The 14798-nt window shown below is 52.5% G+C and carries 11 protein-coding genes; all 11 read right to left on the bottom strand.

Going from position 1 to position 14798, the window contains the following annotated elements; all coding sequences use genetic code 11:
* Positions 1 to 27 precede the first annotated feature (27 nt).
* Positions 28 to 1239, bottom strand: a complete 1212-nt coding sequence (locus H70357_RS14850) for a VWA domain-containing protein (protein WP_038590780.1) — start codon at positions 1237 to 1239, stop codon at positions 28 to 30.
* Complete coding sequence (locus H70357_RS14845) at positions 1240 to 3582, bottom strand: DUF5682 family protein (RefSeq protein ID WP_038599570.1); 2343 nt, start codon at positions 3580 to 3582, stop codon at positions 1240 to 1242.
* Positions 3582 to 4685, bottom strand: coding sequence for an AAA family ATPase (locus tag H70357_RS14840; RefSeq protein ID WP_038590777.1), 1104 nt, complete (start codon positions 4683 to 4685; stop codon positions 3582 to 3584). The genes H70357_RS14845 and H70357_RS14840 overlap by 1 nt, the downstream gene beginning before the upstream one ends.
* Positions 4686 to 4708: 23 nt before the next feature.
* On the bottom strand, positions 4709 to 6547 hold the full coding sequence (locus H70357_RS14835; RefSeq protein ID WP_038590774.1) for a HEAT repeat domain-containing protein: 1839 nt from the start codon (positions 6545 to 6547) through the stop codon (positions 4709 to 4711).
* 51 nt (positions 6548 to 6598) lie between these two features.
* Positions 6599 to 8038 carry an SWIM zinc finger family protein gene (locus H70357_RS14830; RefSeq protein WP_038590771.1) on the bottom strand — a complete coding sequence of 480 codons (1440 nt, stop codon included), beginning with the start codon at positions 8036 to 8038 and terminating at the stop codon, positions 6599 to 6601.
* 251 nt (positions 8039 to 8289) lie between these two features.
* The gene (locus H70357_RS14825; protein WP_038590768.1) at positions 8290 to 8892 is read right to left on the bottom strand and encodes a response regulator transcription factor; all 603 of its coding nucleotides are present in this window, start codon (positions 8890 to 8892) and stop codon (positions 8290 to 8292) included.
* Positions 8892 to 10028 carry a sensor histidine kinase gene (locus tag H70357_RS14820; protein WP_038599567.1) on the bottom strand — a complete coding sequence of 379 codons (1137 nt, stop codon included), beginning with the start codon at positions 10026 to 10028 and terminating at the stop codon, positions 8892 to 8894. Before H70357_RS14820 ends, H70357_RS14825 begins: the two co-directional genes overlap by 1 nt.
* Before the next feature lie 162 nt (positions 10029 to 10190).
* Positions 10191 to 11255, bottom strand: a complete 1065-nt coding sequence (locus H70357_RS14815) for a Delta(5) desaturase DesA (RefSeq protein WP_038590765.1) — start codon at positions 11253 to 11255, stop codon at positions 10191 to 10193.
* Between the two features lie 133 nt (positions 11256 to 11388).
* Positions 11389 to 11736 (bottom strand): MFS transporter, encoded by a 348-nt coding sequence (locus H70357_RS14810; RefSeq protein WP_038590762.1) that lies wholly within the window; start codon positions 11734 to 11736, stop codon positions 11389 to 11391.
* 92 nt (positions 11737 to 11828) lie between these two features.
* Positions 11829 to 13424, bottom strand: a complete 1596-nt coding sequence (locus H70357_RS14805; protein WP_038590759.1) for a response regulator — start codon at positions 13422 to 13424, stop codon at positions 11829 to 11831.
* A gap of 18 nt (positions 13425 to 13442) precedes the next feature.
* Positions 13443 to 14789, bottom strand: a complete 1347-nt coding sequence (locus H70357_RS14800; protein ID WP_038590756.1) for an ABC transporter substrate-binding protein — start codon at positions 14787 to 14789, stop codon at positions 13443 to 13445.
* Positions 14790 to 14798 lie beyond the last annotated feature (9 nt).

Raw genomic sequence — 14798 nt, 5'->3', positions numbered from 1 at the left:
ACAGTTGCCCCGCAAACCGTCGTAAGCTTATGAAGCTCCCAGACGTTTGGCCAGCTCGCCCAAATCCTGTCCCTTCAGTGCGCCTTCGACCAGTGCCGGCAGCAACGCAGGTGTGCAGGCAAAACACGGGGTTCCATCCCGCGACAGCTGCGCCGCCAGACGTTCATCATAGGAAGGTTTCCCTTCATCCGACAGAGCCAGCAGGGTCATCGTCCGGACTCCCGCCTCGCGCAGCTCGCGCATCCGCCGCACCAGTCCGGCCTGATTGCCGTTCTCATACAGATCCGAGACGATGATAAAGAGTGTCTTCTTAGGCTCTTCAATGAACTGCTCACAGTACTTCACCGATTTATGGATATCCGTACCGCCGCCCAGCTGAATGCCGAACAGCATGTCTACGGGATCATTGGCGCATTGTTCGGTAAGATCGACAACCTCTGTATCAAAAGCTACTACACGGGTGTTAAGTGCCGGGATGCTGGCGAAGATCGAGCCGATGACCGAAGCCCAGATAATGGAATCGGCCATGGAACCGCTCTGGTCAATGTCAACAATTACCGTCCACTCTTTGCTGCGGCGCGCCCGGTCAAAATAATAAAACCGCTCAGGGATAATGATCCGTCGTTCCGAGTCATAATGTTTCAGGTTCCGCTGTATTGTCAGCTTCCAGTCCAGCCCGCTGAGCGATGGCAGAGGAGAATGCTGCCGCTTATTCAAAGCCCCTGTCACTGCCCGGCGGATATCCGTCTCCAGCAGCTTGACCAGTTCGTCGACCAGTGCCTGAACCAGCATTCTTGCTGTGTCTTTGGTCTTTTCCGGGATCTTGCCCTTTAGTGATAGAAGGGTACCAATAAGCTTGATATCCGGCTTCACGGCAGCCAGCAGCTCCGGCTCGAACAGCAGCTGCTTCCAGCCCTTACGCTCCATCGCATCGCTCTGAATAATCGAAACTACATCTTCCGGGAAAAAATTGCGCACATCCCCGAGCCATTTCGAAAGGTGGACTGCGCTCCGCCCCGTTCCGGCACCTTTGCCCTTGGCGGTGCCGGCATTCCCGGAGCTGCTGCCGGCACCGGTCTCATCATAGATGGCGGCAAGCGCTGCATCCATAATCAATTCCTCTTCTGTCAGAGCAAGCCTGCCGCCTTCACCATAGCCTGACAAGGCTTCTTCCGCTTCCTGACCCAGAATCAGCCGCCAGCGGGATACCGTATTCTCCTGCCTGTTCTCCGCCGTCATCTAAAAGTCACCGAAGTCAAAATCATTTAGCTCATCCAGCATTTTGGCCTCTTCCTCCTTCAGCTCCCCGGTGAGAATCTCTGCGGCCTGCTCCACATTCACACCCCACAGCTCGCCCAGCAGCTCGGAAATCATCGTCTTCTCCCGTGGAGAGAAGGTGCTGAATGCCCGGCGCAGAAAGACGAGTGCACGCTTGAATTCATCATCCGCAAGAGCATTGATATAGCTGTTCAGCTGTTCCCACAGGCTCATGCGCGACAGCAGTCCGTACCGGTTGCGCATGGAGAGCCCTTCAAACCAGCCGGCTCCAAGATCGGCCGGTATCCCCGGAGATAATCTGCGCGATACTTCCGCTGCGACTTCCTCCGCAGAAATTGCAGCCCGCTCCATCAGAATGGCGCAGGCGAAGCCGGACAGCCGCGGATTGCGGTCATCCCGCTCTGCTAACTGCTGCAGCTCCTGCAGCCATAAACCTTCATCCAGCGTTTCGCCATGCTCAAGTGAAATCCCGTTCAGCTCATTGATGGCAGTCAGCATACTGCCGGCCGCTTCGTCGTTGCAGCCGCTGGCATCCAGCAGGAACAGGCAGCCGCGCCGGAACAACTCCTCCATTAGCGGTACCAGCGGCGCGGTATCCACCTTACGGATGTCGCCAAAGCTGATAATCGTCGACAGCTCGCTGGCGGCCGCTGCGATGCCGGCCACATCCCGGCTGAGGGCAGCCAGATTCTGCAGCACTCTGCTGGCCTCCTCCATCTGGGCAGTCATGCCGCATTGGCAGGCAATCCGGATGAGTGCCGAAGCTTCGGCGATGGAGCGGCATTCCTGCAGCCGTTCACGCAGCACATAGGCTCCGGCCACTTCCACCGTCTCTCCCAGCAGGGTGGATTCTACAACCTGTATCTCCACCTCCGGCGACCACTGGATCACCCAGTGCTCAGCCCAGGTAGCTCCCTCCTGACCGCTTGGCCGGTTCTTGGCAAATGAAATGCCGAGCAGAGTGAGCCGGTGGAACAGCACAGAACGGTGCAGGTCCAGATAGGCTGCCTCAACGCTTGACACCCTGCGGTTCTCCCTGAGATCAAGCGACAGTTCACTGGCTACCGTCGATTTATATTTCTCCAGTTTATAACGTTTGAGCAGCCTGTTCAGATCATCCTGAATCGGAGTCTGGCTGACCCCTTCGGCAAGGCTGCCAATGGCTGTGCCAACGTCTACTCTGGCCAGAGCATCGGCTACAACCGACAGCTCACCGTGGCCGAGAAGCGTCTGTGCGGCATCGCGCAGATCCCGCAGCGTGGGTGCACTGCCGCCGTGCAGCGACGCCAGCGACTCCGCCAGCCGGACCGCTTCAATAACCTCTGCGGTTGAGCGGTGTGTGCCGGAGCCGCGCACACGGCGCGCCACCGAAGACAAGTACAGATGCGGCAGCTCCTCCGGCCGCCCGGCAGCCATGGCTTCCCACATCATTTGGAAATAATGGGGAGCCCCGTTCCCCGCGCCATAGCCGGACATCGTGGACAGTTTGTAATACGAATAAGGCATCAGCGTCAGCTTCGTACTGCGTGAAGGCAGCGCAGCCAGTTCTTCATCACTCATGCTTTCCGAAAGATCGGCCAGAGCCGAAGCATGGTAGGCACCACAGATGACGACGATCTTCTGCGGCTCATGTCCGGCGGCAATCATCTTCTTGATCTGCCGCCTCATATAAGACTCACGCAGCACATTGTAGGCATATTCGGACGGCTGCTCCCGCAGCTCCTTCTCTTCCGCCAGTTCACGCATTTGTGCGGAGAAGGATAGGACCGCTGCACGGTATGCCCCGGCATTCGCATTATGCTCGTAATTACGCTCCCAGTACATATCATAATCATACTCGCCTGCCAACCGGGCAATCCGGCTGTAGAGCGATTCTTCGTCCTGCATTTCTGCTGCAGAAGATTCTTCGGCTTCAACGGCAGCGGGCTTAGCTTCCTGCCCGCTGCCCCGCTGCTGTCTCTTCATATCCTGCAAGCCCAGCGTTACAGAAGAAGGCAAATCAATAAATAACGCCTCCGCTCCATTCTCTTTAGCCCACTTCATGCCCTGATATTCCGGAGAATAGACGGCAAAAGGCCAGAGAACGGTACGCACCGGCAGCTCATCGGTAAAGGCTAAAATCGCCACCGGGGGTTTCGTAACTTTATGTGTCAGATGGCGGATTTCATCGGAAGCATCGCTAGGCCCTTCGATCAGCACCGCTGTCGGCTGAAGCTGATCCAGGTATTCCAGCAGATGCTTTGCGCCGCCCGGTGACAGATGCCGCACCCCGAAAATATGCACTCCAGCTTCAGCAGCCTTAATCACTCGTTCATCTCCTTACATGCCTGGTACAGGCCGCGCCACTCTGCTCCTTTTTTCTTCATCACATTGTCCAGGTATTCCTTCCAGACCAGTTTATCCTTGTCATCATCCTTGACAATCGCTCCCTGAAGACCGGCGGCCAGATCATCGTCAGTCAGATCGCCGCTGCCGAAGCTTGCCGCCAGCGCCATACTGTTGGTCAGCAGAGAAATGGCTTCTGCCGTAGAGATAACCCCAGCCGGTGACTTCACCTTCTCCTTCTTGTCTAACGTCATGCCGCTGCGCAGCTCCCGGAAGATGGTAACCACCTTCAGGAGCGCCTCATCCGCCGGAACGGAAGCTTGCAGCTCATACGAAGAAGCAATTTCCGCAACCCGCTTCTTCACGATGGCCAGCTCCGTCTCAAGATCGGAAGGCGCCGGCAGCACAATAATATTGAACCGCCGTTTGAGTGCGGCGGACATTTCGTTGACTCCGCGGTCCCGCGTGTTGGCTGTGGCAATAATGGAGAAGCCCTTGCGGGCGCCCGCCTCCTTGCCCAGTTCCGGCACAGAGATCGTCTTCTCCGACAGAATGGAGATCAGCGCATCCTGCACCTCGGAAGCACAGCGGGAGATTTCCTCGAAGCGGGCGATTCCGCCGTCCTCCATGGCGCGCATGATCGGACTCTTGACCAGCGCTTCCGGAGTAGGACCGTTCGCCAGGAGCATCGCGTAATTCCAGGAATAACGCACATGCTCTTCACTGGTTCCGGCGGTCCCTTGCACAACAAGCCCCGAGTTGCCGTAGATCGCCGCCGCCAGATTCTCAGACAGCCAGGATTTGGCTGTTCCCGGCTCACCGATCAGAAGCAGCGCCCGGTCAGTGACCAGGGTGGCAACCGCCATTTCAATCAACCTTGAGTTGCCGATATATTTCGGTGTAATGATCGTTTTCCCGGCTTTGCCGCCAGTTATGAAGGTCAGCACCGCCCGGGGAGACATCTGCCAGCCGGCAGGAATCTTCCCTTTGTCCTCCTTGCGCAGCGCTTCCAGCTCCTCACGATATAATACCTCCGCAGGCAGCCGCATGTAATCCTGAAGCTGCTCTTGTCCCGTTGACATATACTCATCTCCCTCTAATGACTTTACTCTTGGCTCCGCAAATGGTTAAGCAAATACTCAAGCTGCTGTACGCATTCGTATCTGTATACCGGAACAATAGCTTCAATACGGCTGATATAGCTGACCGGAAAACGAAGCATCATTTGGAATACGAAATAGTCAAAGATATAAGGATTATAAAGCCGATCGTTCTCCAGCACAGACATTAGGAGCTCCTGGCGCTCCTCCTCTTGCATATCCGTACGTTCCAGACCAATAAAGATGTTCGTGATAAATTCTTGCATTCTGCGTTTCTTCTGCCCCTGGAGCTTCTCCAGGAGGTAGCTGCGGGCACGCTCATGCCCCGGCTGGGCAAAGGCACATACCAGCTCCAGTGCGTCACGGTCAATGAACCAGTCCAGCCAGCGCGGGTCCCACTCTGCGGCAATTCTCTCCGCAGGCATCATCTCTCTCGAGTATTGGAGCCTGTCTCTGGAAGAACTCCAAGGTGTTTCGTAAGCCACCCGTTCCACATTCATAATCTGCCGCTCCAGCGTTTCCAGAAGCTGCTGGTCACGCTGCGCCGCCTCCTTCGAGACGATTGATTTCAACTTGTTCATCATCGTGCCGCCGAACTGGTTGTACAATTCCTCCGGGTTCAACTGCTGCTGAGCCGCACGGAAAACATTCGGCAGATAGCGCATGTTTTGTTTCGCCAGCCCCTTCAGCAGCTCCAGCGATTCTGCAGAATCCGACTTTTCTGTATACCAGGCTGCCTGATCGATAAGCGGCAGCCAGCCAAACGAGACAAAACGGGGATATTCTCCGATCACATAACTGTATGCTTCATCTAGTTGTGTATTCCGCTCCCTATAGAGAGCGGTTAGATAGGGTTCTAATCCATTCCAATATGTTTCCGTCTTTTTCTTGTCCCCGTTGTCCAGAGGAGCTTCACGCAGCTCCTCCATAAATCGAACCGCCAGCTGGTCTGCAATTCGGGCCGAAGGCCACTTGCAGAGCGCCTCCGCCACCAGTGCCCGGTCCTTCTTCAGCGAAAATGCTTCCAGCAGACGTTCCCCCCCTTGCAGGGAACCGCCTGCTGCCAAAGCGGCAAACGCAGCTTCCCGGATGGTCTTCTTCTTGTCCGTCGTCCATTCCAGCAGTGACGGGATATAGGCCTCATGCCCGGCAAGACATCCGATCGCCGCCACCCGGACATCGTCGCTGCCGCTCTCTGCGGCTGCGCAGATCTGCTCGAGCACGCCGGCTCCCCCCACTTTGCCAATCACCTGCAGCTTGCGGACATCGCCTCTGCTGCCGGCCGGATTAAAGTGCTCCATCAAATATTCGGCGATAGCCGGGCCGTAAGACGGAAGTATCTCTGCCGCCGCAAAGTCCGCAAGCTCCGCATAAGGATCTTTCAAAGCGGCAATAGCCAGCGGAAGCAGGCGCATATCCTGAAATACGCCTTCCTTAAAAGCTTCGATTACGATCTCATATCTGCCGCTTCCCGTCGTGGTCAATGCCTGTCTCACAGCGGCCAGCCTGCGGTAAGGCAGCCGGGTCTCCGCCGGGAAATAAAACGCCCGCAAGGGACCTGGAGTTCCGTCGGGTGCCGTAACCCCCTGGGTGTAGAGCACCGATTCCAGCAGCAGCGTCAGCTCCTGCAGCTTTGCAGCGGATACTGGTTCCGCTGTACTGCCGGGCTCTATCAGAGCCGTTATACCCTCACCCAGCCTCTTGAAGACTGGAGCACGCTCACCGAGTTGCTGAAACTGCGGAAGCAGACGCTTCAGCCGGAAATCTCCGGCTGCCAGATCACTTCCGGCGATATAAAGTCTTCTCACCTCTTGGTGAAGCTCTTGCAATAATGCTGTACTCATGGGCTGTCCCCCTATAGGTATATAAATCATGTTTATGATCTCAATGATTGGTCAGTACAAGAGCCGGGTTACCGCCTCATCCTTGATTATCGTCAGCGGTTGGGCAGTCAGCCGTCCTGAATCCAAATGATGCTCGAACATCACAAGTATGGCACAGTCCGTCAGTAAGGAAGACGGAAGAAACGGCAGTAAATCCACCGTCCCCTGAGGCAGCGAAGGGATATCCTCCAGTACCAGTCTGCTGCCGGACTCATCTGTGATGACATACTGGCCGCTTTCGGTTACCCCAAGACTTGCTGCATGCAGAAGCAGCACAGGCGATTTATCACTCAGCGGATTCTTGAGCTGATTCTTTACTTGCTTGAGCACCTCCGCGTAAGAGCGGTGAGTCTTGCTGTAGACCTGCTTCAAATCAGCCTCAGTAACAGGTCTCGCTGTTATTTCTTCATATCGGACCCGGGCATTCATCTCTCCGGGGTATTTGTAGAGCAAGGGAATCCGGCCAACTTCAAAGAAGCTGTCTTCTTCCCGCATCAGTTTGGCTGCCTTGTAAGGGCGAAAATATACCGTCCGGTGAATCTCTCCGCTGTTCGTTTCCAGCCAGTAGCCAAGATCGACATATTCCTGACGGGCAAGATCATCGTAGCTGTAGAAGGCTAATTGCAGAAGCTCGACCTCTTCCTTCACCAGTCCGTATTCCTTCAGTTCAGACAACTGCCAGGCATGTCCAAGCCATTCATCAATAGTAGATTCATGATCCAGGGCAAGCTCGGGATCCTCACTCCTTGCGGTCAGATAAGCCCGCCCTTTCTTAATAAAAGCATGAAGCCGTGTCAACTGCTCCATCGCATATGTATAACTCTCTTCACGGTCACGGCCTTCATCCAGCAGCAGCGCGAACCGGCGCAGTTCAATCTGTGCTCCTGACAAATAATAATTGCCAAGCTGCTTCACATGTTCTTTAATCGTCTTCAGCGTTTTGCTGTCAATGGTCGATAATCCGCTGCGGATAAGCGACAGGACCAGCTTCTCCAGCAGGTCAAGCCCTTCAAGCTGAGCGTTGATCTTTTTCTTCAGCGCAGATTTATTAACTTTCTTAGGCTTAGCTTCCCCGCCCTCGGCAGCTTGCTTCACCTTGGTCTCTTCACGTTTCTCGGCCTTCTCGCGTTTGGCAGAGATGTCCTCGGGTACATCAGCTATTGTGAAAGGCTGACCCTCGGCATAGGCATACAGCAGGCCCAGCGCATGCTTGCAGGGGAACTGCCGGCTGGGGCAGGTGCAGCGGAACACCGGCTTATCCGGCACAATGAAGTCCGCAGAGCACTCATAAGGCGTTTTGCCGCTTCCCGAGCACTGCCCGAACAGCAATTCCCCGTTCTCCGAACGGTTCAACTGCACGAAGCTTTTCTTCTTTACCAGCCCCTGACCATTCTTCATGGCAGCGGCGTTGGGTGCGAGCGAATCTACATACGATGATGTCAGTTCAGGCAAATCAGTTTCCTCCCCAAATGAGATAGCATAATAAATCGAAAGATATCAAGCAAACAATTGGATATATCTTCTATTAACCAATTAACACGGATAAGATCACATGTTTGCATTTATCTTAACAAAAATGGTTTGCTGTTCCAATGGCAATCCCTCTTCCGTGGCAAAAATAGTAAAATCGTCCCACCTCTGCAGATGAAATCCCGGAAAATGAGCAAAAAAATAGGGTGACTCCGAAAGTCCCCCAGTGATCCTCATTTGAACCAGCCTTTTTCCTTGAATCTGGTAATCGCTTCAATCCGGTTGCCCACATCGAGCTTGTCGAGAATAACCGAAATATAATTGCGAACCGTACCGGTCGTAATGTACAGCTGGCTCGCGATTTCCTTAGTATTTTTGCCATCGGCAATCAGCCCCAGCACTTCCTTCTCCCGTTGGGTCAGCGGATTGGCCTCGTTGCTGTAAGCTTCGTCCATAAGCTCCGGCGCATACATCCGTTTGCCAGCCATAACGCTGCGGATCGAGAGAGCCAGCTCTTCACTGGGGCTGTCTTTTAGCAAATAGGCATTTACGCCAGATTTAACGGCGCGCTCGAAATATCCGGCCCGGGCAAAGGTGGTCAGAATCATGATTTTGCAGCCGGATTGCTTCAGCGCCTCCGCCGCCTCAAGTCCGGTCATTGCCGGCATTTCGATATCCATGATGCAGATATCCGGTTTGAGCTGCTGGACCAGCTTTACAGCCTCTTCACCATTAGCTGCCCGGCCCACCACTTTCATATCCTCTTCCAGGTCGAGCAATGAAGCCAGGGCGCCAAGCAGCATGCGCTGATCTTCAGCAATTACAATGTTGATCATCAGTGATTCGCCTCCCGTTCCGTCTGCTGGATGACTGTGGGCACTTTAATGACAATCGTTGTCCCTCCGTCCTTCACAATGTCCAACAAACCGTTTACAAATTCCAGCCTCTCTTGAATTCCCTGCATTCCATGGCCCTTATAAAATAGAGAAGTCCCCTCAATTCCCTTGCCGTTATCCTGTATCTTAACAACCAAATCTACGCGCGAGGGTTCAATGAGAATTTTGCAGACCGTGGCACCGCTGTGCTTTACCACATTCGTCACCGCTTCCTTAATACACATGCTCAGCACATTTTCCGTAATTAGCGAAGTATTCTTCAGCTTGGGACTGCCTTCCAGCTCGAACTCAATTTCTGCAGCCTGCAGGAGCTGCCTGATCCGCACCAGCTCGTCTTCAAGCCGGATGCCCCTCATCTGTGTAATCATCTCACGGACTTCTTTGAGCGCTGTTCGCGCTGTCTGGCGGACATCGTTAATTTCGACGATAGCCTGCGCCGGATTTTTGTTGATCAGCTTGCCGGCCAAATCACTCTTGAGTCCGATGAGCGACAGCTTTTGTCCCAGTGTATCATGCAGATCACGGGAGATCCGCTGGCGTTCCTCCATGATGACGAGTTCAGAGATACGTTTATTAGCATCCTCCAGTTGGACCTCCAGCTTATCCTGATTGTTGCGGTTATACGTTGTAGCAGGCAACAGGACCACCGCAATCATACTCACAAGCACAAAAGGGAGCTGGGAGATGAATACCGGATTGCGTGTAATCAGTTCATAGTTAATGGCGATAATCGTGGTCAGCAGGTGAATTGAATACAGCGTAAAGAATCCGACCCGCTTCTGGATGTTCCCGATAAAAAAAGCCAGGAATAACGCAAAATACATATACCCGAACAGCAAGGTCATCGTTATAGAAACAATAATCTGCACACTTGTCCAGAAGTAGACCACCCAGCCCGTTGATTTGAAGGCTAGGACATAACAGGCAAAAAATACAATGATCATGAGAATTCCGTATACCCACCGGTCCATCGAGGACGAACGGAAGATAAAATAGAAGGGAAGAATGTAAAAAATGACCCATACATAAGGGCTCAGACCTGTACTTTTATGGAATATATGGTGCCACTTCTGCATGTTAGCCATCCTTTTTACCAGCAATATTGTACCTCCATTTTAGCATAAACCTTGCAGCAACCGGCAACCCGCAACAAAAAAGAGAAAGCTCAGCACCGGTCAGCGTTCAGCGGTTCTGGCTTCCTCTCCTGTTACAGTGTCAATTAAAAGATATGGATGGCTCTATTCGCCTTGAAGTCCGGGTTTGCGTACCTTTAACGCTTCCACTGCCGGCTTTGGCTCCCGCAGTCTTGCCTTGATTTCCTTAAAGCCTACAAATCTTCTATTCTCTTCATCCCACAGACGGAAATGAAGGGCCTTCAAGCTGCTGCCAATCGTGATCGTTGTCGCTTTTTGCAGCGGCGGAGTGGCATTATGGGCCAGCTCCAGATTATAATTCGGCACCTTCGGACTTAAATGATGGACATGGTGAAACCCGATATTCCCGGTGATCCACTGTAAAAGTCTCGGCAGTTTGTAGTAAGAGCTGCCTTCTACGGCGGCACTTACATAACTCCATTCATCTTCATGCTCAAAATACGAATCCTCGAACTGATGCTGTACATAAAATAACCAGATGCCAAGGAAGCCTGAGACAAATACGATCGGCAGCTGTACCAGCAGAAATGCCTGCCAGCCGATGGCCAAAATCAAACCACTATAAAGCGCTGCAATCAAAATGTTAGTCAGATAAGTATTCATCCGCTCCTTGCGTCTTGCCCCTTTGGCATTAAAACGGTATTGGATCAGGAAAACGACGATAGGTCCAGCTACAAACATCACCAGCGGGTTGCGGTAAATCCGGTAATATAAACGTTTCAAAGGCTTGGCAGCCTCATATTCTTCAACTGTCATAATCCAGATATCGCCGATGCCTCTTTTCTCAAGATTGCTGCTTCCGGCGTGATGGATGGAATGACTGTGTTTCCACTGGCGATAAGGCACCAAGGTTAATACTCCCGTGATCGTGCCTATGATATCGTTGGCTTTACGGCTTTTGAAGAACGAACCGTGGCAGCAGTCATGAAAAATAATAAAGGTCCGGATCACAAACCCCGCTGCCGGAATCGCAAACAGGAGGGTAAGCCAGTAGGAGACAGACAGGCTGAAATATGCAGCCGCCCATAACAGGACAAGCGGTCCAAGTGTATTAATAAGCTGTCTTACGCTTGTTTTGCGGTCTGTTTTCTCGTAGGGAGCCACACTTTTTTTCAAACTGGAAAGCTGGGATGTCTGTTTCGTAGTCATCGTGTTTGTTTCCTCCTCGGATGTGTCCGGTTCCGGTCACATTCATCTAACTTCATTATAGAGAAGGAAGTGTCATACCCGTAAGTCATAAATATCAAGGAGGGAGTATGACAAATGTCATACTTTCCTCAAATTAAGCTAACTTTCTAATCCGTAGCAGCGGGAGCAAAATCAGCGTACCCATCAAGATCAGCACACCGCTCCCTGTGAAAACAGCGAACAGCGAGAATGTTCCCTTCAGATATCCGGCCATGGACATGCCGATCACCATAAATCCCATAAACATCGGTCCCATAATTCCGCCTACCCGGCCCATATAGGCAGTCTCGGTATTTTGCAGAATCAGTGTATTGATGCAGATATGAACACAAGGATAAAAGAAGCCAGTCAACGCTTGAAGCAAAATCGCGAGCAGCACATTATGCGCCGACCCCATACCGATGGTCCCTGCGGCACTGATGAGCAGTCCTGCTGCCAGCAAAAAAAGCGCACAGAGAGATCTGTGCACTTCTCAAATAAATTTTTAATCGTTGCTGCCCTTTACCAAGTGTTCCGGAAATTATCCCCAAGCTACTATGCCTGCTTCGTACATTCCTCGCGGTACTCTGTCGGCGTCTTGCCGGTCGCTTTCTTGAACACCTGCGTAAAATAACGGGGGTCCTGATAACCAACGAGCGGAGCTACCTGGTAGACCTTCACATTGCTGTTCTGCAAAATATATTTGGCCTTTTCCATCCGGCAGTTGGTAACGAATTCAAGAAAGGTGTAACCGGATATTTGCTTAAATAACGTGCAGAAATGGCTGATGCTCAAACCGGCTACCTCCGACAGCTCTTCAATACTGAGATCTTTATGATAATTGTCTTCAATATAACGTTTGGCTTTCTCAACAACGCTGCGTCCGTCTTCACGGGCCATCACTTTGTTGCTCTCCAGCATCCACTCGCAGAATTCCTGCTTCAGCACGCTAATCATTGCCGTCAGGGTTCCCAGACCGTGCAGCTTGCCAAGCAACCCCTCCAGCGACCAGTCCGGCTGCATGTTCAGGTTCTCAAATTGCCTGTACAGCACCACAACCATCTCGATGATGATCCGTTCGGCCAGCTCCTTGGACAATGCCTGGGCCTCAATAAAGATGGCCATTTCATCGAACAGCACCAGCATCCGTTCCATGTTCAGCGTGCGGATGCTTTCGATCAGCGAAACCTCAAGCTCCTTCGGATACTTCACATCCCTGCCGCCTGTATCCGGGGTCTCCTCTTCAATAAATACACCTGCTTGGCCGGAATAGAAGCGCTGGAACAGCGCCTTGGCTGCAAGCGGATATACGGTGCTCAATTGATCGATCCCCTGCGTGCTGCGGCTAATCCCTACCGAGCAGGCCAGCTTGGAGTACCTTTTAATATCAGCAACCAACTTCTCGCCAAGCTCTCTTTTGCCTTCCCCGAGCCTTCCCGGAAAGAGCAGCACCCATTCTCCATTGTAGAACGGGAATACAGAAAGCGCGCCATTGTCCATTGACCACTCTTCAAGGATATTGCGGATTGCGAACAGCCAGAGATGCTTCTCCTCCGCGCTCCATCTTGCAGCAAGGGCCGCATAGTCGTCAAGCCTGACGACAGCCATGAAATATTCGCCCTCCAGCTCGCTGTTCTCCAGCCATTTTAAATGCTGCAAAGGCCGCGAATTGCCGAGCGTGAACTCCGCAAACATCCGCTCCCTTGCGAGCGTCGACAGCATTTGTACAGAGAGCATCAACTGCTCGTTCTCCTTCTGTTTATCCAGTTTTACCTTCGCCCGGGTCAGCATCTCCGTTAATTCATCATGGTCAATCGGCTTCAGCAAATAATCAAATGCCCCGAGCCGCAGCGCATCACGCGCATATTCGAACTCCCCATAGCCGCTGATAAAAATAAAGATCAGCTTGGAGCTGCGGGGCAGCACCTCTTTCATCAGGGCGATACCATCGATGACAGGCATGCGTATATCACTGATGATGATCTGCGGCGCTTTCTCTTCAATCAGCCGCAGCGCCACTTCACCATTTCTGGCCTCTCCCGCAATCTCAAGTCCCAGCTCATCCCAGGGAATCGCCACCTTCAAGCTTCGCAGAATAATTGGCTCATCATCCACTAGCAGCACTTTGTATTTCTCTTGCCGTGCAGTCATTTCCGGCACCCCCCAGATTTATTGAACTGTAGAACTTTGTATCAGATTCCAGTATTGTTCCGAAGCGGATTGCAGCTGCGCGAGCGCCTCGTCAGCCTGCATCCCTCCGCCGATCATCTCCTCGATGACACTGAGGAAGGTCTTCTTCACTTCTGGAGACAGCAGGTTATCGTACGGAACAAAGCTCTGGTGATAATCCTCCATCATAGCCATTACCTGAGCGAATACCGGTCCTGTCTTATCCGGATCAATGGTGATCCGCATCGAAGGTATTCTTAACCCCTCATACACAATCTGTGTCTGAATCTCTTTTGTATAGAATGCTTTCATCAGCTCCAGCGCCGCTTCCCGCTTGCTTCCGCTCAGGCTGGAGGAGAGACCGATTCCTATCGTATAACCTCCCGCGATGGACGGTTCTGTCCCTTGGTTCAGAGCGGGAAAAGGAATCACGCCTACCTGATTCTGAAAATCTGCCGGAGCCGTGTCTCCCGAGAACAGATTAATATCCCAATTACCGTTCAAATACATCGCAGCCTTGCCGCTTGTAAATAAACGGACCGCATTCTCCGTCGATAAATCATTGGATTTGGCGCTGAATGCCTCCTCCTCAATCCACTGCTCCAGATGCTGAAAAGCCTGGGAATACAAATTATTCTGAAAGGTACTCCCGTCCTCCCCGGTAACCAGCTTCTGAATCAGCTCCGGTCCGGCATACCGGTCCATTAAATAATGGGCGAATATCCCGGCAGGCCAGCGGTCTTCATTGCCGAGAGCAAACGGGATGTACCCTGCTTTCTTTAGCGTCTTAATCGCAACATCCAGTTCAGCAACCGTCCCGGGAATTTTGATGCCCAGCTTGCTGAACAGCGTTTTGTTGAAATAAAGCGGCTCGGCATTTCCCTCAATCGGCAATCCGTAGATATGCTGGTTGAAGGTCCATAGATGCAGATCACTGAATTGGTTCTTCAGCCCGTTCTCCTGCACAAAATCAGTCAGATCCATCAACCGGTTGGAGCGGACATACGGCTCAATCTCCGCACCGCCGAACAGCACGAACATATCCGGCGGTGTACCCGTGACCATCTCGTTTTTCAGCTTCTGCTCACGGTGAATCGTCTGGTCGAGTCCCTCGAAATTCACCTTGACGTTGGGATGTTCCTTCTGATATTCCTGAACGACCTCTTCATATATTGCAAGCAGCGGCTTGTCATGCTCCTTTATCCAGAAATGGCGGAAGGTCAGCGTAATCTTCTCCGGAGAGTTATCTTCAATCGGCTCCCTGTTGCCAAAATTTATAAATAATACCGCTCCGGCCATAAGCAGGATATAGAGCAGTATCCAGCCCCATTTCATCACCCATTTCACAGCTCCTCG

This window comes from Paenibacillus sp. FSL H7-0357 (genome assembly GCF_000758525.1).
Taxonomy (GTDB): domain Bacteria; phylum Bacillota; class Bacilli; order Paenibacillales; family Paenibacillaceae; genus Paenibacillus_AQ.
This window is presented reverse-complemented; position numbering and strand designations above follow the sequence as displayed.